This is a genomic window from Streptomyces gossypii (assembly GCF_025165795.1).
In the GTDB taxonomy this organism is placed as follows: domain Bacteria; phylum Actinomycetota; class Actinomycetes; order Streptomycetales; family Streptomycetaceae; genus Streptomyces; species Streptomyces gossypii.
On sequence record NZ_JAJAGO010000001.1, the window covers coordinates 53,516 to 73,247 of the forward strand.

10 protein-coding genes and 1 pseudogene are annotated in these 19,732 nt (G+C 72.7%); 8 read left to right on the forward strand and 3 right to left on the reverse strand.

Annotated elements, in window-relative coordinates; translation table 11 throughout:
• The first annotated feature begins 181 nt into the window (after positions 1 to 181).
• Entirely contained in the window at positions 182 to 2,422 is a 2,241-nt protein-coding gene (gene tap, locus LHJ74_RS00240; RefSeq protein ID WP_260215294.1) for a telomere-associated protein Tap, read from the forward strand.
• A gap of 7 nt (positions 2,423 to 2,429) precedes the next feature.
• Complete coding sequence (gene tpg, locus LHJ74_RS00245; RefSeq protein ID WP_260215295.1) at positions 2,430 to 2,987, forward strand: telomere-protecting terminal protein Tpg; 558 nt, start codon at positions 2,430 to 2,432, stop codon at positions 2,985 to 2,987.
• 118 nt (positions 2,988 to 3,105) lie between these two features.
• Here tpg and LHJ74_RS00250 read toward each other — a convergent pair whose 3' ends face one another.
• Positions 3,106 to 3,639: an AAA family ATPase gene (locus LHJ74_RS00250; RefSeq protein WP_260215296.1), complete on the reverse strand. Its 534-nt coding sequence runs from the start codon at positions 3,637 to 3,639 to the stop codon at positions 3,106 to 3,108.
• A 63-nt stretch (positions 3,640 to 3,702) separates the two neighbouring features.
• Between LHJ74_RS00250 and LHJ74_RS00255 the strand changes: the two are divergent.
• The 3 genes and pseudogenes from LHJ74_RS00255 to LHJ74_RS00265 form a co-directional block, all read left to right on the forward strand.
• Positions 3,703 to 3,918, forward strand: a pseudogene (locus LHJ74_RS00255) (cupin domain-containing protein); the annotation flags it as partial.
• 304 nt (positions 3,919 to 4,222) lie between these two features.
• Positions 4,223 to 5,473: an MFS transporter gene (locus LHJ74_RS00260; RefSeq protein WP_260215297.1), complete on the forward strand. Its 1,251-nt coding sequence runs from the start codon at positions 4,223 to 4,225 to the stop codon at positions 5,471 to 5,473.
• 41 nt (positions 5,474 to 5,514) lie between these two features.
• Complete coding sequence (locus LHJ74_RS00265; protein WP_260215298.1) at positions 5,515 to 16,503, forward strand: non-ribosomal peptide synthetase/type I polyketide synthase; 10,989 nt, start codon at positions 5,515 to 5,517, stop codon at positions 16,501 to 16,503.
• A 92-nt stretch (positions 16,504 to 16,595) separates the two neighbouring features.
• Here LHJ74_RS00265 and LHJ74_RS00270 read toward each other — a convergent pair whose 3' ends face one another.
• Together LHJ74_RS00270 and LHJ74_RS00275 are read right to left on the reverse strand one after the other, a co-directional pair.
• Positions 16,596 to 16,814: a DUF397 domain-containing protein gene (locus tag LHJ74_RS00270; protein ID WP_260215299.1), complete on the reverse strand. Its 219-nt coding sequence runs from the start codon at positions 16,812 to 16,814 to the stop codon at positions 16,596 to 16,598.
• Positions 16,811 to 17,647 carry a helix-turn-helix domain-containing protein gene (locus tag LHJ74_RS00275; RefSeq protein WP_260215300.1) on the reverse strand — a complete coding sequence of 279 codons (837 nt, stop codon included), beginning with the start codon at positions 17,645 to 17,647 and terminating at the stop codon, positions 16,811 to 16,813. Before LHJ74_RS00275 ends, LHJ74_RS00270 begins: the two co-directional genes overlap by 4 nt.
• A gap of 360 nt (positions 17,648 to 18,007) precedes the next feature.
• On the opposite strand from LHJ74_RS00275, the gene LHJ74_RS00280 reads away from it, so the two are divergent.
• The 3 genes from LHJ74_RS00280 to LHJ74_RS00290 all read left to right on the forward strand — a co-directional run bounded on the left by LHJ74_RS00280 (position 18,008) and on the right by LHJ74_RS00290 (position 19,591).
• Entirely contained in the window at positions 18,008 to 18,157 is a 150-nt protein-coding gene (locus tag LHJ74_RS00280; RefSeq protein ID WP_260215301.1) for a hypothetical protein, read from the forward strand.
• Between the two features lie 348 nt (positions 18,158 to 18,505).
• Entirely contained in the window at positions 18,506 to 18,979 is a 474-nt protein-coding gene (locus LHJ74_RS00285; protein ID WP_260215302.1) for a hypothetical protein, read from the forward strand.
• A gap of 114 nt (positions 18,980 to 19,093) precedes the next feature.
• Entirely contained in the window at positions 19,094 to 19,591 is a 498-nt protein-coding gene (locus LHJ74_RS00290; RefSeq protein ID WP_260215303.1) for an NUDIX domain-containing protein, read from the forward strand.
• Positions 19,592 to 19,732 lie beyond the last annotated feature (141 nt).

Sequence of the window (19,732 nt, forward strand, 5' to 3'; positions counted from 1 at the left end):
ATCGGCGGGGCGGTTGTGTGCCTGTGGCGTTCGCCTGCCGCCCGGGGCACGGCACGGCACGGCACGGCACGGCGTACGGGGATGGCGGCCGGCTGCGGTACGTACGCTGCGTACGCAGTTTGTGCGGTAGATGCACGCGTTTCGTACGGTCGAAGTAGGGTCTTGGGTCTGGAGGTGCTCCATGTCCGAGCTGTTCGACGCGGTCGACGCCCTGGTCGCGTCCCGCTCCGCGCTGCCGCCGCCGGAGGAGCGCAAGCGGCTGCGTACCGCGCATGGCCTGACGATCGACGAGGTGGCCGCCGCGCTGAAGGTGCGCCGGGCCACGGTCAGCGGCTGGGAATCCGGCAAGACCGAGCCCCGCCCGCCGGAGCGTGAGGCGTACGCGCGGCTGCTGGAGAAGCTCGCGGAGCTCTACCCCGCGACCTCGGCGGCGGAGGCGGTCGCGCAGGCGGCACCGGTGGCGGCACCGGCCGCGTTCACCAGCACACCCGTCTCGGCCCGAGCGCAGGCTCTGTCGCAAGGTCCGGCACCCGAGACGGCGGCCATGGCCGCTCACGAGAGCACCCGCACCACACCTGTTGCCGCTGCTCCGGCGACCGCGCCGCGCGGGGTGCGCACCACCAGGCCGTCGTCGGCGTCGCGCCGCCCGGCTGCTCGGAAGGCGGCGCCTGCCGACACCCCGCAGGGCGGCGCCGACCCGCGTTTCGAGAACGGTCCGCTGGCGGTCATCGACGTCACCGACGGGCAGGTGCGGGCGTACTGTGTCGGCGGCCTGCTCCTGGACGTGCCCGCCAAGTCCCTTCCGGCCCTGGTGGACTGGACGCTGCGCGAGGCGCGGCTCGGGCAGCCGAAGCTGTCGGGGCCGGGCAAGGACGCCGATCCGCTGCTCGTGCTGACCGGGGCCGCACTGGAGCGCTACGGCCTGCCAACGGCCCTCACCGAGGAGGAGCGGCTCGCCGGGCGCCTCCCCGAGGGCCACAAGGTCATCAAGCAGCTGGTCCGCGCCCAATGGCAGCTCACCAAGCGCGGGTTCGGGCCGTGGGCGCGGATCTACCGTCCCGCCCACGGCTCGGAGCGGGCCTGCGTGCAGCTGTGCATCCCGGCGTGGAACGCGCTGGACACCCGCCACTGGGGAGAGGCCGGGCAGCTTCCGGCGGCGGAACTCGCCCGGCTGCTGGGCACGTACGCGTCCCGGGTGATGACACCGCGCGGCTCCCCCGCCGTGACCGGCCTGGAGCTGATGACCGCGCTGCACCCGCCGACCCGCGCCTCCGAGCCCGACGCCGACGGCAAGCGGCACTCCGCGCACAACCCCGGCTCGCTGGGCAAGGACCCGGTGGACTGCGCGCCGTGTGAAGCCCCGGACGGGCACCCGCTGCTGGCGGACCTGCCGCGATTCCACGTCCGCGGCCCGGCGGAGAAGCTCTTCGAGGAGGCGTACGACTGGGCGCGCCCGCTGACCGATGACGAATGCCTGCACCGCCACCTGGTGGGCATCGACGTCAACATGGCCTTCGCCGCCGGAGCGAACGGCCTGATCGTCGGTCTCGGCGCGCCCACGCACGTCCAGGCGCCGGCGTTCGACCCGAAGCTCCCGGGGAGCTGGCTGGTGGACCTGTCCCACGTCGGCCTGTCCCGCGTGAGGTCGGGGAAGGAATGGGTGGGGCTGGAGGGCGCGCTGCTGCCCAGTCCGTTCACGCCGAAGGGCGAGCGCCCGCAGGGCCCGGCCTGGTACGCGACGCCGACCGTCGCCTACGCCGTCGAGCTGGGCTACGACGTCGCCCCGATCGAGGCGTGGGTGCGCTACGAGAACGGCCGCTACCTGGACGGCTGGTACAACCGGCTCCGTGACGCCTACCTCGCCACGATGGCCGACCTCGGGGTCGCCGCGGACCTGTCGCCGGAGGACTTCCTGGCGGCGATGGAGGGCTACCGGCAGCGTGACCCTCAGCTGGCGACCGTGGTGTCCGCGATCAAGGCGACGGTGAAGGGCGGGCTCGGCAAGCTGCGCGAGCGGCCGCGCGGTGAGGGCTGGCGGCCGGGCGAGCCATGGCGCGCCCTGTCCCGTGCGACGTGGCGGCCGGACATCCGCGCGGCGGTCATCTCCCGCACGCGGGTCAACATGCACCGCAAGGTCGTCAAGCACGCGGCGTTCACCGGTCAGTACCCGGTTGCGGTCCTCTCCGACTGCGCCGTGTACGCGGTCGACGGCACCTCGCCGCTGGACTTTCTGCCCTACCGGGAGGGCAGGCCGCTGCCGGGCGGCTTCAGGCTCGGGGTGAACCCGGGGCTCGTGAAGTGGGAGGGCACCCAGAGCGTCCTGTGGGGTGAGGGCGTCCGGGAGCAGTTCCAGGCCCCGGAGCTCAACCTCGCCCGGTACATCAAGGACGGCACCGTCACCGGCCAGGACAACGGAGAGTAGGCAGGCGATGAGCATGTTCGGGGACGGCCTGGACCAGGCGGTGCAGAAGGCGTTCACCCGCCCCGTCCCGAAGAGCGCGGGCGTGCAGATGCGGTACCTGGTCAAGCAGTACAGGGGCACGAAGGCGGTTGCCCAGATGCTGCGGATCTCCCAGCGCACCGTCGAGCGGTACGTGAAGGACCAGATCAAAAAGCCCCGTCCGGACCTCGCCGCGCGCCTGGAGCGCGAGGTGAAAGCGCGGTGGCAGCCGCAGGTCCGGGCGAAGGCCAAGGAGGCGGCGGCGGCCACGGGCGGCATCGTCATCGACACCCGGGCCCGGCTCGGCTACGTCGCGCCGATCGGGTCGACGGATGAGGACCGGATCCGGCACCTGACCGTGGCCCTGCCGCCCCGTCACGCCGGCCGCCTCTTCGAGGCACAGGAGCAGGGCGCCAGCGAGGGCCGTCTGCGGGAGATCGCGGCCGAAGCCCTCAAGGAGGCCTACTTCCAGGACGGCGGCCGCCGCGCCGGGAGCCTGGAGGAGGTCCGCTTCACGGACATCGAGCACCTGGAGTTCGGCCTGTAGCAGACCTCCAGGCGGCGCCGAGGGTCCCCGCCGTCACCGGTCGAGTCGCCGGAGCGGTCCGGGGCCCCCGCCGGGAGGGTTGCGGTCGCGGCCCCCGGTCAGGCGGTGCGGCCGCCGTTCACGCGCGGGTTCCCGCGGCCGCCTTGGTCCAGCGCTGGACTTCACGCGGGTTGCGGAGCCTGACCACCTCGACGCCCCGGGCGGCCGTCTCGGACACCTGCAGGACGTAGCGGGACCGGTTGTTCCGGTACTTGCGGATGGCCGTGCGCAGCAGTGACCGACGGCTGAAGAACGCCTTCCCCCAAGTGAGCCGCCGGGCTTGTGCGCTGTCTTCGCGGCCGGCGAGCTGCCGCAGGCTGCGGCGGAGGATCCGGTACACGATCAGCGGCAGCGGAAAGTCGAGCCACACGAGGACATCGGCGCGGTGCCAGACCACGTCCGCGAGCTGGGAGAAGTTGCCCTCCACGATCCATTCGTCCCCCCGCGTGATCTCCCCGGCCTGACGGCGGAACTCCTCCATGGGCAGCGAGCCGTCAGGGGTGAACAGGAGGTCGTCGAGGTCCGTGTGGGGACAGCCGAGTTTCCAGGAGAGCCGTCTGGCCAGGGTGGTCTTCCCCGTGGCGGGCGGCCCGAAGAGTGCGATCTTGCGCATGCTTCCTTGCCTTTCGGCGGGAGCTTCTCGGTGACGGGTGGGCAGGGGGCGGGGCGCGGGGCCCACGAGGGCTACGACTGGGTCTATGCCCTCAACGGAGCGCTCCGCCGGGGAACGCGACCTCATCCTCAGGCCCGGGGAGGCCGCAGAGTTCGACACGCGCACCCCGCACTGGTTCGGGGCCACCAGCGCTGGCCCCGTGGAGTACCTGATCTCATCGGGAGGCAGGGCGAGCGCGCGCACGTCCGTGCGGCACCCGGATCGGCCCCGGCCGGTTGAGGACGCCCGGAGGACGCCCAGGGCCCTCGCGAGGAGCAGCGGTCCCGGGAACTGCCCGCGCGCACGGCGGTTCCCCTCCACGCTCCGGAGACGGCCCCATCCGCCGTACCCCGGCCCGACGCCGCCAGGCGCGGAGGCGGCGGAGGGCGGCGGCGATCTGAGCTGCGCAATTCCTGTGGCTGGAGTGTCTGGTGATGAGGGCGATGTGGCCTTAGGTTTCTCAAAGGCCCCGGGGCGCGGCCGGCGGTGCTCCGCAGGCGTGGAGGAACCGGCGGCGTGTCGGGCTGATCGGCGAGGGAGGGCGATGGCGGGCGTGACCTGGCGGTTCCGTACCCTCGCGTCCGCGTACGCCGTCTCCAGCTACGGCAACTATCTCAACTTGATCGCGCTGAGCCTGTTCTCCTACGAGGTCACCGGCACCGCGTTAGGCGTCGGCGCCGTGATGGCTCTACGGCTCTTCTCCGGTCTCCTGGCGGGCCTGGCCTCCGGTGCGCTGTCGGCCAGGGTGACCCGCCGGACGGTGATGATCTGCACGGACGTCGCGCAGGCCGGCGCGATGACCGCTCTGGCGCTCTTCGCCGCCCGCACGCCGCTGTGGCTGCTCGGCGCCGCAGTCATGGTCCTGGGCGCGGGCAACACGCTCTTCACCGTCGCCCTGCGCAGCGCGGTGCCGGTCCTGGTCGGTCACGAGGCGCGGGCCGGCGCGAACGGACTGCTGGTCACCGCGCGGTCCATAGCCACGGTGCTCGGTTTCGCCTCGGCGGCCCCGGTCATCGGGATGGGCGGCTACGCCACCGCGTTCGCCGTCAACGCCGCCAGCTTCGCGGTGTCCGCCGCCGTGGTGGTGGTGCTGCGGCCGCGTACGGACACCGAGGACGGCGCAGCACCGGCGTCACCGGGCTCCGAGGGGGGCCTGAGGGTCCTGCGGCAGGCGGTGAGGGGCGTTCCCGCTCTGGTGCTGGGCATGGTCGTGCTCAGAGGCATCGATGCCCTGGCGTCCTCCTCGCACAACGTCGCCCTGCCGGTGGTGGCGCACTCCAGTGCCCCCGGTGAGCCAGCGGCGTTCATGACCCGGTTCTGGGTCGCGTGGGCGGTGGGCACCGTGCTCGCTCACCTGGTGCTCAAGCGCCGCAAAGGCGAAGGGGCGTGGAGCGAGCGGGCGTTCGCGCTGGGCACGTGCGCGATGTCGCTCGCTTTCATTGCGGCGTTCACGGGACTGCCCGCTCCCCTGCTGGTGTTGGCCGCGGGGGCGGCGGGATTCGCGGACGGCTGGACGGAGATCGTCTACATCTCGCGCCTGCAGGCGGCCCCCGAAGCGCAGCGCGGGCGGCTGTTCGGGCTGTCCGCCACGGCGGAGACCACCGGGTTCGCGGTGGGCACCGTGGCCGCCGCGGCGGCTTTGGATGTGCTGCCCGCCCTGAGCGTCGTGTCCGTCTTCCACGGTGCGGCGGTGTGCGGGGCGGTGGTCTTGTTGCTGTCGGCGGCCGGCCGGCGGGCCGTCGATGCACCCCGCCCGTTGGCCGAGCACTCCTCAAGACCGTTCGGCGGTCGGTAATCCCTTCCGGTTCAAACCCGCGCGAGAGAGGTGGGACACACATGGAACGTGTACGGGGGCAGGCCCTGTGCCGAGGACCCGAGCCGGCCTGGACCGAGGCTGATCCGGGTGACGCCGTGCAGGCGCTGCTGCGGGCCTCGGTCTGTGGCGGCGCTGTCGTCTGCGTCGCTTCGGACGGTGCCACGACCACGCTGCCGTATCCCGAACTCCTCTCCCAGGCACAGCGGTTACTCGCTGGACTGCGGGAGCACGGGGTGCGCAGCGGTGACGCGGTGGTGCTGTGCGGGCTGCCGCTGGCGGAGTTCTTTCCCGCCTTCTGGGCCTGTGTGCTCGGTGGTGCCAGGCCCGTAGCCGTCGCGGAGCGGCCGGCGCCCGGCTCCCCGGCCCAAGAACGCCTGTTGCACGCCTGCGAGTTGCTGGACGGTCCGCTGGTGCTCAGCGACGCGGAGGGGGCGGCGGCGCTGGCACAGAGTGCTCCTGGGCTGCGGGTGGCGGTAGCGCGGACCTGTCTGAGGGCGCTGCCCGACCTCGACCACGTCGAGCCGAAGGGGTCCGACGTCGCCTTGCTGATGCTCTCCTCCGGCAGCACCGGCGTGCCCAAGTGCGCGCAGCTGACCCACGCCGGGCTGGCGGACTTCGCCGCGAGCAGCCGGCAAATCCTCGATGTGGCGCCGGGCGACACGATGATGAACTGGCTGCCGGTCGACCACAGCGGCGCGTTCCTCCTCTACCACCTGCTCGCGGTCTTCGCCCAGTGCTCCAACGTCCATGCCCCCACCGAGCTGGTCCTCGCCGAGCCGCTGCGCTGGTTCGACCTCCTGGAGGAGCACCGGGTGCAGCACAGCTGGGCGCCGACCTTCGCCTACCAGCTCGTCACCGACGCGCTCGCCGAGCAGCCGCAGGCGGCGGCACCAGGGCGCCCGGCCCCCGGCCGGGGTATGGCAACAGCTTCTGCGGGCCGCTGGGATCTGGGCTGCCTCAAGTCCCTTGTCTGCGGGGGCGAGCAGATCGTGCTGCCGGTGCTGCGCGGCTTCCTCGAGGCGACGGCCGCGTACGGGGTCGGGAAGGGGCACATCGTCCCGGTGTGGGGGATGGCGGAGACGGTCACGGCCGTCACCTACGGCCGGCTCGACCGGCCCGGCACCGTGCACCGGCTTCTCAAGAGCAGTCTGGGCGGCGACCTTGTGCGGGCCGGCGAGCAGACGCCGGAGGAGGAATGTGTCACCTTCGTCGCGGCCGGGGCGCCCGCGCACGGGGTCACGCTGCGCCTGGTCGACGACCGGGGAGAGCCGGCACCCGGGAACAGGATCGGCCGGCTCCAGGTGCACTCGCCTGCCCGCCTCACCCCCGGCTATGTCAACGACGCGGAAGCGGACGCGGCGGCCTTCCCCACCGGCGGGGACTGGCTGGACACCGGTGACCTGGCCTTTCTCGACGGCGGACAGGTCGTGATCACGGGCCGGCGCAAGGACGTGATCATCCTGAACGGGCACAACGTCTACTGCCACGAGGTGGAGAAGGCCGCTGCGGTCGTCGCGGGCGTACGGCAGGGCGAGGTGGCCGCCTGCGGGATCCCGCGGGCGGAGGGCGGCACCGAGGAGCTCGCGGTGTTCTTCGTCAGCCGCGGGGCCGACGACGACGCACGCATCGCACGCGAGGTGGGGGCGGCCTTGTTCACCCGGCTGCGTCTCACCGCCGCCCACCTCCTGCCCGTCCCGCAGGGCGAATTCCCCAGGACGCCGGCGGGGAAGGTGCGCCGGGCCGAGCTGCGGGACCGCCTGGCCGCCGGCGGCTTCCCCGCGGCCGCCGCCGTCGCCCCGCAAGGCGGCGCGGGACCCGTCGGCGAAGTGACGCGGGCGGTGCTGGAGGAGATCGCGGCCGTGCTGGGACGGCCGGTGGACGCGCGCGTGCCGTTCTACGAACTCGGCCTGACCTCCGTGCTCCTGGTACGTCTGCGGGTCCGCCTGGAGCGGCGGTTCGCGACGGTGATCGCGCCGACCGCGTGTTTCGAGCACCCCACGGCCGCGGCGCTCGCCGCGCATCTGAGCGGAGTTGCCGAAAGCCGTGCCGAGCCGGCGGACACCGGCGCCGGCCCGCAGGAGGAAGCCGATCAGCGCATCGCGGTCATCGGGCTGTCGCTGCGCTTCCCCGGAGCGGACTCGGTGGAACAGTTCTGGGCCAACCTGCGTGACGGCGTGGACAGCGTCGTGGAGTTCGGCGAGGAGGAGTTGGCGGCGGCCGGACTCTCCCCGCAGCAGCGCGGTGCGCCCGATCTGGTGCCCGTCTGCGGAGTCCTGGAGGATGTCGACGCGTTCGACGCGGAGTTCTTCGGGATGAGCCCCAAGGAGACCGGACTCACGCACCCGGCACACCGCCTGTTCCTGGAGTGCTGCCACCAGGCGCTCGAGGACGGCGGCTATTCGGCGGGCCAAGCGGGCACCAGGACCGGGGTGTTCGCGGGTTCGGGTATGAACCTCTACGACCACCAGAGCCGGCAGCAGCCCTCGGCGGCCGCCGCCGCACCCGGCAGCGTGGACCCGGTCACCGGCATGCAGGCCGCCGTCGGGCAGCAGGCGGACTTCCTGGCGTCCCGCGTGGCGTACCGTCTGGGGCTCACCGGCCCCGCCATCGGAGTGCAGACGGCCTGCTCCACCTCGCTGGTCGCCGTGCACCTCGCGGTCCAGTCGCTGCTGACCGGCGACGCGGATCTGGCGCTGGCGGGTGCCGCGGCCGTTCATCTGCCGCAGCAGACGGGCTACCGCAGCCATCCCGGGTCGATCATGTCGCCCACCGGGCGCCTTCGGGCCTTCGACGCGGAGGCCGACGGCACCGTCGGCGGCAACGGTGTGGCAGCGGTCCTGCTCAAGAGGCTCGACCGGGCGCTGGCTGACGGCGACACCGTGCACGGGGTGATCCTGGGCTCGGCGGTCAACAACGACGGCGCGGGCAAGGTCGGGTTCAGCGCGCCGGGAGTGGCGGGGCAGGTCGAGGTCGTACGCCGGGCGCTGCGCAAGGCCGCCGTCCCCGCGCACACCCTCTCGTATGTGGAGGCGCACGGAACAGGTACCCGGCTCGGTGATCCGGTGGAGTTGCAGGCGCTCAGCCGGGCGTTGGACGAGGGCAGGGGGCACACCGGGTTCTGCACGGTCGGTTCGGTGAAACCGAGCATCGGGCACCTGGACAGCTGCGCGGGAATGGCCGGTCTGATCAAGACCCTCATGATGCTGCGCCACCGCACCCTCGTGCCCACGCTGCACCTGACGCGCCCCAATCCCGAACTGCGTCTGGAGGGCGGCCCGCTGGTGCTGGGTACCGAGCAGCGGCCGTGGCCGGCTGCGGAGGGTGTGCCGCGCCGGGCCGGAGTCAGCGCCCTGGGCGTCGGCGGGACCAACGCCCATGTGGTGCTGGAGGAACCTCCGCCACGGCCGGCCGCCCCTCCGGCCGCCGCCCAGCTGCCCGTACTCGTGCCGGTAGCGGCCCGCGACGCACAGGCACTGGGCGAGCTGGCCGGCCGGCTGCGCGACCGGCTGCGGGAGGGGCCCCACCTCCGGGCCGCGGACGTCGCGGTCACCATGGCACTGGGCAGGCCGCACCCCCCGGCGCGTGCCGCCGCCGTCGGCGGGACGGCCGGAGAGCTGGCCCGCGCGCTGGAGGAGCGGCCCGCGGCGCCCGGACCCCTGGGCCCTCTCGCGTTCGCCTTCGCCGGACAGGGCAGTGCCTGCCGCGGCATGGCGAGCGGCATCTACGCGAGGTATCCCGCGGCGCGGCGCGTCCTCGAGCGGTGCGAGGAGCTCTACGCCAAGGAGTTCGGCGGCACTGTGCTGCCGCTTCTCCTGGACGAGGCGGGAGACCCGGACCCGCAGGAGGCGGCCCGGTTCCCGTCCGCCAGGGGCATCTGGCCCACCGAGACGGCCCAGGCGGCGCTGTTCGCCCACCAGTTGGCGCTCGCCGAGGTGTGGCGCGCCGCCGGGATCCGCCCGGCGCTGCTGTTCGGTCACAGCGTCGGCGAATATGCGGCGCTGTGCGCGGGCGGCGCCCTGACCCTGGAGGACGGACTGCGGCTCACCGCCTGGCGGGGCAGGCTGATGCACACGGTCTGCGAACCCGGTGGGATGCTCGCGGTCCGGGCCGAGGTTGCCCTCGTGGGCCGTGTCGCCCAGGCCGCCGGCGCCGAACTGGCAGCGGTCAACGGGCCGCGTGCCCAGGTGATCTCCGGCTCAGCGCAGGCCGTGGAGGAGGCGGGGCGGCTGCTCGACCAGGAGGGGCTTGACTGGCGGGCGCTGGCCGTCGACCGGGGCTTCCACTCGGCCGCCGTCGAGCCGGCGCTGCGCGACTTCAGGTCGCACGCCCAGGAGGTGGCGTACGGACCGCTGCACACCCCGCTGATCACCGGCGCCGACGGCGTTCTGCGTCCCGAGGGATGGAGGGTCGACGCGGACTACCTCTGCCGCCAGGCGCGGCAGCCGGTCCGCTTCGACCTGGCCATGGCCGCCGCCGGGGAACAGGGCTGCCAGGACTTCCTGGAGATCGGTGCCGGGCAGACCCTCACCTCCCTCGGCCGGCACTGCGTCCCCGCGAGCCGCTGGCTGAGCGGACAGGGCCGGGGCGCACAGGCCGGCCAGGTGGGCGGGCTGCTGACGGCCCTGGGTTCCCTGTACGTCAGGGGTGCCGAGCTGGACTGGGATGCCGTCACCGGCAGCGGGGGCAGGGTTCCGCTGCCGGGGCACCCGCTGCGGCGGACCCGGTGGGCGCCGTGGGTCATGCCGCAGGCGATGAGCCCCGCCGCACCTCCGCCCCCGCCCCCGCCGACGCCGACGCCGACGCCGGAACCGTCCGTCACCCCGAAGGAGACCGCGGTGCTCGATGAACTACTCGATACGGTACGGGAGTTGGCGGCCCGCAGGCTCGGCAGCCAGGCTGCGGACGTGGCACCCGACAGCTCGTTCTTCGAGCTGGGCGCGGACTCGCTCTCGCTCATGGGCATGACGACGGACCTGGAGCAGCGGTGCGGCGTCCGGGTACCGGTCAAGGAGTTGTTCGACTCGGCCGACACCCCGCGCAAGCTCGCCGAGCACGTGGCACAGCTGCTGGGAGGCGAGGCGGAGGCGTCCGCCGGGCCGCGCGAGGAACCGGAGGGGCCCGCGGTGCGGCAGCCCGGCCCGGGGGCCGCCACGGCCGCTGACGGGCTCGGTGAGCTCTTCGGGCAGCAGCTGAAGGTGGCCGGGCAACTCGTCGACCAGGTGATGGGGGTGATGTCGCGTCAGCTCGATGTGCTGGCCTCCGCGGCCGGAACGCCCGGCGCCGCACAGCCCGTTACCGCCCCTGCGGCGCCGCGCCCCGTACCTACCAGGCCCGCGACGGAGGAACCCGCACCGGCGAGACTCGCAACGGAGAGGCTCGTACCGCGCGAGCCCGAACCCCTGCGCGCCGCGCCCCGCCCGCCGTCCGCCGCTACCGGATGCGACTTCAGCCTGTACTTCTTCGGCGACTACCCCGAGGACGACGCCCACGACAAGTACGCGCTGATCATGGAAGCCGGGGAGTTCGCCGACCGGCACGGGTTCCACGCCCTGTGGTTCCCGGAGCGCCACTTCAACTCCTTCGGGGCGCTCTTCCCCAACCCTTCCGTGCTCGCCGCCGCGCTCGCGGCCCGAACCAGCCGCGTGAGGCTGCACGCGGGTTCCGTCGTGCTGCCTCTGCACCATCCGGTCCGCGTCGCCGAGGAGTGGTCGGTCGTCGACAACATCTCCGGCGGCCGGGCGGGCCTGTGCTTCGCGAGCGGCTGGCACGCCACGGACTTCGCGCTGGCCCCGCAGCACTTCGGCAGGCACCGCGAAGTGATGTACGAACAGCTGGAGACGGTGCGGCAGCTCTGGTCGGGGGCGCCGCTCGCGACGACGGCCGGCGACGGCGAGCCCGTCGAGATACGCCTGCACCCCCGGCCCATACAGCAGCAGCCGCCCATGTACGCCGCCGTGGTGGGCAACCCGAACAGCTACCGGGCTGCCGCCGCCCACGATCTGGGCGTGGTCACCAACTTGATGACGCAGACCGTCGAACAGCTCGCTGAGAACATCGCGCTGTACCGGCGCACCCGCGCCGAGCACGGGCTCGACCCCGCGGCCGGCCGGGTGGTGGTGCTGGTGCACACCTACCTCGGTGAGGACGCCGAGCGGGCGCGGGCGGAGGCCTACCGGCCGTTCGTGTCCTACCTGCGCTCCTCGCTGTCGCTGTTCGACCAGGTGACCAACAGCCTCGGCGTCGACGTCGACTTGGACAACGCCCCCGAGGAGGATGTGGACTTCCTCCTCCAACGCGCCTACGCGCGCTACTGCGACTCCCGCGCTCTGATCGGCGACGAGCACGGCGCCGCCGAGACGACCCGCCGGCTGGTGGACGCCGGAGCCGACGAGATCGCCTGTTTCATCGACTTCGGTGTTCCGGCACAGCAGGTCCTGGAGGCGCTGCCGGTGCTGGACCGCGTCCGCGGCCGGGAGCAGGCGGAAGCGCGGGAGCAGGCGGCCGTGGTGCCGGCGGGCAGTTCGGCGAGGAGCGCGCTGTCGCCCGCGCAGCGGCGCATCTGGTTCCTGGAGCAACTGCATCCGGGCACCAGCATGTACCACGAGCCCAAGGCCGTTCGTCTGGACGGCCCGCTGAACGTCGCGGCGCTGCAAGGGGCGTTGCAGCAGGTCGCGGACCGGCGCCCGGCGCTGCGCACCGTCTTCCGCGACGTGGAAGGAGTGCCCTGCCAGGAGGTGCGCGGCCACACGCGCCTCGAGTGCCCGGTCGACGACTGCAGCGGGATGTCGCAGGAGCAGGCGCTGGCAGCCGCGCTGGAGACCGAGGGGCGCCGGATCTTCGACCTGGGCACCGGTCCGCTGGTCTCCGCCCGGCTGCTGCGCCTGTCCCCGGAGCGGCACCTGCTCTTCCTGCTGGCCCACCACATCGTCTTCGACTCCTCCTCCACGGTCGCGCTGGTCGGCGACCTCGCCTCCTGCTACCGCTCCTGGCCGCACGGCCTGCCCGCACTGCCGGCCGGGGCACCGGCGGCCGGGCAGCCGAGCGCCGCGCAGGCCGCCGCGTCCCTGGAGTTCTGGCGCGGGGAGCTGAGCGGCGCCGCGGAGCTTTGCCTGCCCACCGACCGGCCCCGCCCGCCGGTCAGATCAGGTGCGGGGGCGAGCTGCACCCACGCGCTGGACGCCGAACTCGTCGGCCGGCTGCGGACGTTCGCCGGCACCCACCGCGCCACCCTCTTCATGGTGCTCACCGGTGCCATCGGCGCGGTCCTGGGCCGGTTCAGCGGGCAGCAGGACGTGGTCCTGGGGACCGCGGTCGCCGCCCGGCCCGCGGGCGCCGAAGACCACGTCGGGCTCTTCCTCGACACCGTGGCCCTGCGCCTGGACCTCACCGGCGACCCGGACTTCCCCACGCTGCTGCGCCGGGTGCGGGAGAAGAGCACCACGGCGTACGAACACCGCGACGTCCCCTTCGACGAGCTGGTCGGTGCGCTGAACCCGCACCGCGATCCCAGCCGCAATCCGCTCTTCCAGGTGATGCTGGAGTACGAGAACGAAGGCGAGGTGGAGTTCGACCCGCCCGCGCTGAAGGCCACGCTCCTGGACACGCCCAGCGCACGCGCCCCGTTCGACCTCAGCATCTACCTGACGCACCACCGCGACGGCATACGGTTCATGGTCGAGTACGACACCGCCCTGTTCGACGAGAGCACCGTGCGGCGCTTGATGGACTATGTGGAGCAGACGCTGCGCCGCGCCCTGGACGCCCCGGGCGCGACGCTGCGCGAGCTGACCGCGGTGACCGGCGCCGACCGCGGGGTCCTGGCCCGGTTCGGGCAGCAGGACGAGCTGCCGCCGGACGCCGGGGCCACCTTGCACGGGCTCTTCGAGGAGCAGGCACGCCGCGCTCCGGACGCCGTCGCGCTCGTGGACGGTGAAGAGTGCCTGAGCTACGGCCGGCTGGACACGCGCGCAAACCGGCTCGCCCGGCGGCTGCGCGCACGGGGCGCGGCGCGCGGCGAGCGCGTGGCGGTGCTGCTGCCCCGGGGGCAGGATCTGGTCACCGCCCTGCTGGGGGTGCTCAAGAGCGGCGCCGCGTACCTCCCGCTGGATCCGTCCATGCCCGCCCCGCGGCTCGCCGCGCTTCTCGAGGACGGCGCCCCGGTCCTGCTGTTGACCTCGCGCGCCGCCGCCGAAGGGAATCCGGAACTCGCAGCACGGCTGCCCGTGCAGCTCGTGGCAGACCTCGCGGAAGAGGACGGGGCAGAGGGCGGGACGGAAGCGGTGGACGAGGCCGGTCGCGCCGCCGCCGGCGGCCCCCCCGAGGACGGGCCGCGCCCCGAGGATCCCGCGTACTGCCTCTACACCTCAGGATCGACCGGCCGTCCCAAGGGAGTCGTCGTGCCCCACCGGGGGCCGGTCAACCTCGTACGCGGGCACATGGCGCGGCATCCGGCGCTGTGCACCCTGCAGTGGACCTCTCCCGCCTTCGACGTCAGCGTGCAGGAGATCTTCACCACGCTGGCCGCCGGGGCCCCGCTCGTCCTGATCGACGACAGCGCACGGCAAGACCCCGCGGCCGTCGCGGAGACAGTGCGCCGTCACGGCGTGCAGCGGATCTTCATGCCCTGCACGCCGCTGAAGCACCTGATCGAGACGGGTCCGGAACTGCCCTGTCTGCGCGAGCTGTTCTCAGCGGGCGAGTCGCTGCAGCTCACCGGTGCGTTCCGCGACTTCCTCGCCGCACATCCTGAAGTCGCCCTCTACAACCAGTACGGGCCCACGGAGACATCGGTCATCGTCACCTCGCACCGCGTCGACCCGGCGGGCCAGGAGTGGCCCCCGATCGGCACCCCGGTGCCGGGGGCGCGGATCCTGCTGCTGGACCGGGCCGGGCAGCAGGTGCCCGCGGGGGCCGTCGGCGAGATCCACGTGGGCGGCGTTCCGGTCGCCCACGGCTACCACGCACGGCCCGCCGAGACGGCCGCGGCCTTCCTCGACGACGGGGCGGGAGCGGTGCTCTACCGCACCGGCGACCTCGGGCGCTGGCGCACGGACGGAGACCTCCAGTACTTGGGCCGCACCGACGACCAGGTCAAGATCCGGGGCCACCGGGTCGAACCCGGCGAGGTCCAGGCGGTGCTGACCGCGCTGCCCGGAGTCCGGGACGCGGCCGTCGTATCCCGCCGCGACCGGCACGGGGAGGCCGAACTCGTCGCCTATGTGGTCCCCGGGACGCCGGGCGACGATCCGCACCGGCTGCGCGCGGCACTCGCCGCGCAGCTCCCCGGTCATCTCGTGCCGGGCCGCTGGGCGCACCTGGAGCAGCTCCCGGTCAACGCCTCCGGCAAGCTGGACCGGGACCGTCTGCCCGAGCCGCAGGAGCAGGCCCGCGAGGCGGACGCGGAGCCCGCCACCGGGCTGGAGAAGTCCCTGCACGAGCTGTGGTGCGATGAACTGGGCGCGTCCCGGGCGCCGGTGGGCCGGTCCTTCTTCGAGCTCGGCGGCCACTCGCTGAGCGCGCTGCGGCTGCTGCACCGGATGGCGGACCAGCTGGGCGTCGAGGTGTCCATGACCGACTTCTTCCGCGACCCGACCATCCGGGGCATCGCGGCACACTGCGCACAGGCTGGTGCCGGTGCGGGCGGGCCCGGTCTCCTCGCGGAGGAAGCGGGTCTCTCCCTGGGCGGGCCGGTGGCCGAGAGCGTGCCGATGACTTCCACGCAGCGCAGGCTCTGGCACCGGCACCACGAACGAACCGACCCCAGCGTCTACAACGTCGCCCACCGCATCGACCTGCGCGGCGACCTGGACCCGCAGATCCTGCGGCAGGCGCTGGCAGAGGTGGTGGACCGGCACGACGCGCTGCGCAGCAGGACTGCACGGCACGAGGGCCGGTACGTTCTCCAGATCCTGGCCGCCGTGCCCGTGGAACTCCCGGTCACCGACCTGGCCGCGTACGCCGGGGACGAGGCCCTCGTCGAGCGCTGGTGCCGGGACCAGGCGTCGAGCGCCTTCGGCATGGACCGTGCGCCGCTCTTCCGCTTCCGGCTGGCCCGGCTCGGCCCGGACCGCTGGGTGCTGGTGACCGTCTTCCACCACATGGTCTGCGACGGCTGGTCCATGGGCATCCTCTGGCACGACCTGCAGGAGCGCTACAACGCCCGGCGTGACGGCGCGCACGCCCCGCCGGCGCCGCCCGCCGTCAGCTTCGCGGACTGCGCGCGGGCGGAGCAGGAGCTGGGGGGCGAGCGCAGAGCGGAACTGGAGCAGTTCTGGCGCAACGAACTGGGCGGCGTGCCCCTGCGCCCGGAGCTGCCCTGCGACTGGCCGCACCCGGGCACGCTGTCCGGCCGGGGTGCCTTGCACACCTGGGTCATCAAGGACGGCACGCCGGCGCGGGTCGCGGACACCGCCGCCCGTCTGGGGACGACCCCGTACACGGTTTTGGCCGCCGCGTTCGCCACCTGGCTGGGCCGGCTGTGCGGCAGTTCCGCAGATGTGGTGCTGGCCGCCTCCAGCGCGAACCGTCTGCGCCGCGAGCGGTCGGAGGTCGTGGGTCTGCTCGGTGACGCCGTGCTGCTGCGCGCCCGGCTCGGCGAGGCAGGCACTTTCGGCGGCCTCGTCACGCAGCTGGGCTCGACGCTCTTCACCGCGCTGGACCACCAGGAGCTGCCGCTGAGCGAAGTTGCCGGGCTGGTTTCCTCCGAGAGGGCGGAGGGGCTCTTCCCGACCGTGCTGTTCACCGTGGTCACCACGCCGCCGCCCGTCCTGGAGCTGGCGTCCGTGCCGGCCACGGTACGGGGGCTTCCCACCTCGGGTGTGGCACGCAACGAGCTCTACGCCGTCCTGGTGCCCGGTGAGGAGACCATCGCTGTCACCTTCGAGTACTCCACAGATCTGTTCAAGCACACGACGGTGGAGGCATGGGGGCGAAGCTTCACCGAACTCCTGGAAGCCTGCACACGGGATCCCGAGCGTCTTCTGGAGGACCTGATGCGCCCGCATGCCTGAGGACGCACTCGCGGAAGCCTCGGGTGTTCCCGGCAGCACAACGGCCCCCGCCGAGGCGGGGGCCGTTGTGCAAGTAGCTGACGCGCGCGCCGTCAGGCGCGCGGCTCTTCTCCGCCCTTGACCGCTGAGACGAACGACGCCCAAGAGGACGCCCGGAAGACCAGCGCGGGGCCGTGCGGATTCTTGCTGTCACGGACGGGGACGACGCCGGTGACCGCCACGGATGGTGCCCATTCGACGCACTGACCGCCGTCTCCGCTGCTGTAGCTGGACTTGGCCCAAGCCATGGGCTGTTCGTCCGGGTTGTTCATTGTGCGTACTCCTTGATCGCCATGCGTAGAGCGCGAAGCGACTTCTCCGGGGACAGTGCGTCGGCCCGTAACCGCTCGTACCTGTCCGTACCAGTAGCGACCACAGACGCCGAGTCAATGACGCGCCCCAACCCCTGTGCCTCCGAGTAGAGGACCGGTGCCGTGTCGTCGTCATCAAATGTGAGAAGCGTAAAGGCTTCGGCAGCCGGGGGCGCACCCGAGTCGTACGGCAGAACTTGAACTGTGACGTTAGGAGTCTGCGCCTCGGACAACAGGTGCTCAACCTGATGCCGCATCACCTCACGTCCGCCCACCTCCCGACGTAGACACGATTCGTCCAGCACGATCCACAGCAACGGCGGATCGGGCCGCTCCAACACGGTCCGACGCTGGAGCCGTGCCGCTACCTTCCTCGTGATCACGTCGTTCGGGTCCCGTGGGTGAGCGGCTCGGAAGAGGGCTTCCGCATACTCCGGAATCTGGAGAACGCCCATGACGAGGAACGGCGAGAAGTCGAGCACTTGAGCGGCTTTCTCCTCAAGTTCCAAATAAGGGACGAACCACTCCGGGTGCCCGTGCTGCGAGATCCGGACCAACAAGCGCGCAAAGAAGCCGGATGTGTTGAAAAAACGGTCACAGCCGTCTGCGAACTGGGGCGACGGCAGCGCCTTGCCCTTCTTCACCTTGGACACGTACGGCTCCTTGTAGCCCGTCGCGTCGGCTAGCTGACGCTGGCTGACTCCCTTGTGGGCAAGGGCGGCTTCCACCTCGCGCCCAAACCACTCAAGGCCATTCGCTGGCTCCCCGTTCAGGGCGGGTGATGGCTCGTTCATGCGTTCAAATCCCCTTCTTTCCAAATTGCTTGGAAAGCCTCCGAACCTATTGAGAGTACGCCCCGACGGTGATGGTGGAGGTACACATCGTGAGTGCCCGTCCACAACAGGGACCGGCTGGAAGCTCACTGACACGACGAGAAGACGGCAGTGCCCCCGCGACGCGGTGAACGTCCGGGGGCGTGGCCTACCTGAAGGAAGCAGGTCGACATGGTCGAGACTATCCGCCGTACCGCAGCGCGTGTGAGAGGGTTCCTCGCTCCGCCCCCACCGGGGCGGCACTGTGTCGGTGCACCTGGCGCACGGCCTTCCGCGCCGCTGCCGCTGCCGACTTCCCGCCGGTGTCTTCCGGATGACACGGTGATCGATGCTGATGAGTTGCCGATCGTGCGGCCGTATGTGACCGCCTACGAGCGGCGGGAGCGGCGCCGTGCGCTGTTCCTCACCGTGGAAGGCGTCGACATCGGCCCGGACATCATCCACGGCTTGCGGGCAGGGGCCGCGTCATGAGGACGGTGCGGCCGCGTACTGCGGTCACCTGCTGTCGCTGCTCGCGTCCCACGTGTGCGAGGGTCCTGGTCGCGCGGGTGGAGTCGGGGCGGGGGCCGGTCGAGTTCGTGTACGCCTGCCCCGACTGCGCACCGCACGTCGGCCCCGCCCTGGGCACGGATGAGGGGAGCGCGCGGTGATCCTCACCCGCATCTGCGTGCGGTGCGGTCGGGCATCGACCGTCGAACAGACCACCATGGCGCGCTTCCTCCCCTACGCATGCCCGCCGTGCCTGCCGGAGCTGGCAGCCTCACCGCGCGCTCCCGAGTGGGTAGCGGCGCAAGCGGCGGCGGCCCAGGAGGCGGACCGGTGACCGGGAGTGGCTGGCGCGTGGAGTGCATCCCCGGCAAGCCGGTGCGGGCCGGGGGCGGCGGGTGTGTGCTGCCGCTGTGGGTGCTGCGCGATGACGTCTCGTTCGCGGACCTCGATCTGTCGCTGCCCCGGGACGAAGCGGGGGCGCTGCTCGCGCAGCTCTCCCGCGCGCTGTGCGGCCCGGGGGAACCACGGGGCGCCCCGGAGCACGGCAGCGTGCCGGTAGGCGTCCCGTCCGCGCGTGGCTGGGGTGTCGTCCTGGCCCCGGGCGGGCCGCTGCTGCGGGAAGCGGGCGGGCGCTGCCGCCTGGCGCTGCGACTGTGCCGCGACGGTGTGCCGCACGCGGATCTGAATCTGAGCCTGTCGCCTGCCGAGGCGGAGACGCTGCACGCCCAGTGCTCCCGCGCGCTGGACTGCGACCAGCCACCGCCACACGCACCGGACGCGCGGCGCATGCGCGCCTTCCCCTGAAAACTGGCTCCACCTGCGCCGCGCGCCTGCCCACGGCGTGCGGCGCAGGTGGAGCCGACCGGCCCCCGGGGGCACCCCCTCTCGCCGTCCGTTCCCTGCCGTGAAGGAGCCTCCATGTCGCATGCCGACATCGATCCCGCCCGTCCCCCCGCCCGCCGTCTGGGCTGCGTCGCGTTGCTGACCGACGAATCCGGGCGCGTCCTGATGGTCAACCCGACATACGAGCCCGGATGGATTCTGCCCGGCGGCGGCGCACGTGCCGGCGAGCGCATCGCGGACGCTGCCGCGCGCGAACTGCTGGAAGAGACCGGCCTCGTCCGCCAGTTCACCCACTTCCTGACGCTCGATCAGGTACCGGCCGGCGCGGACGGCACTTCGGCTGAGGGGCTGAACGTGGTCTGCGAGGGAGGCGTGCTCACCCCCGCCGAAACCCGGGCGCTGCGCGTGCCCGCTGCCGCTGCCGCTGAGCTGTCCGCCTGCGCGCTGATCTCGCCGGGTGAGCTGTCCCTGTATGCCAAGCCGTACCAGGAGCGGCGTATCCGTCAGGCGCTGGACGCGCTCGAGCGTGGCAACGAACTGCCGCTGCTCGAGCTGGGCGAGCCGATGCGCTGAGGCCGGTCCCGGGACCGGCCGCGCCTTCCCCCGGGCGCGACACCGGCCCCGGGACCACCGGCTTCCGGCAGCGCTCCCGCACCCCCGCGCGCTGCCGGGGGCGGACCTGTGGGCCCGGCAGTGTCCGCGCGCTGCCGGGCC

What these genes read in the sequence shown, in the direction of transcription:
- LHJ74_RS00275 (WP_260215300.1), bottom strand. Translation starts at nt 17,647, where the DNA reads ATGAACGAGCCATCACCCGCCCTGAACGGGGAGCCAGCGAATGGCCTT.
- LHJ74_RS00260 (WP_260215297.1), top strand. Translation starts at nt 4,223, where the DNA reads ATGGCGGGCGTGACCTGGCGGTTCCGTACCCTCGCGTCCGCGTACGCC.
- LHJ74_RS00265 (WP_260215298.1), top strand. Translation starts at nt 5,515, where the DNA reads ATGGAACGTGTACGGGGGCAGGCCCTGTGCCGAGGACCCGAGCCGGCC.
- LHJ74_RS00270 (WP_260215299.1), bottom strand. Translation starts at nt 16,814, where the DNA reads ATGAACAACCCGGACGAACAGCCCATGGCTTGGGCCAAGTCCAGCTAC.
- LHJ74_RS00250 (WP_260215296.1), bottom strand. Translation starts at nt 3,639, where the DNA reads ATGCGCAAGATCGCACTCTTCGGGCCGCCCGCCACGGGGAAGACCACC.
- tpg (WP_260215295.1), top strand. Translation starts at nt 2,430, where the DNA reads ATGAGCATGTTCGGGGACGGCCTGGACCAGGCGGTGCAGAAGGCGTTC.
- LHJ74_RS00290 (WP_260215303.1), top strand. Translation starts at nt 19,094, where the DNA reads ATGTCGCATGCCGACATCGATCCCGCCCGTCCCCCCGCCCGCCGTCTG.
- tap (WP_260215294.1), top strand. Translation starts at nt 182, where the DNA reads ATGTCCGAGCTGTTCGACGCGGTCGACGCCCTGGTCGCGTCCCGCTCC.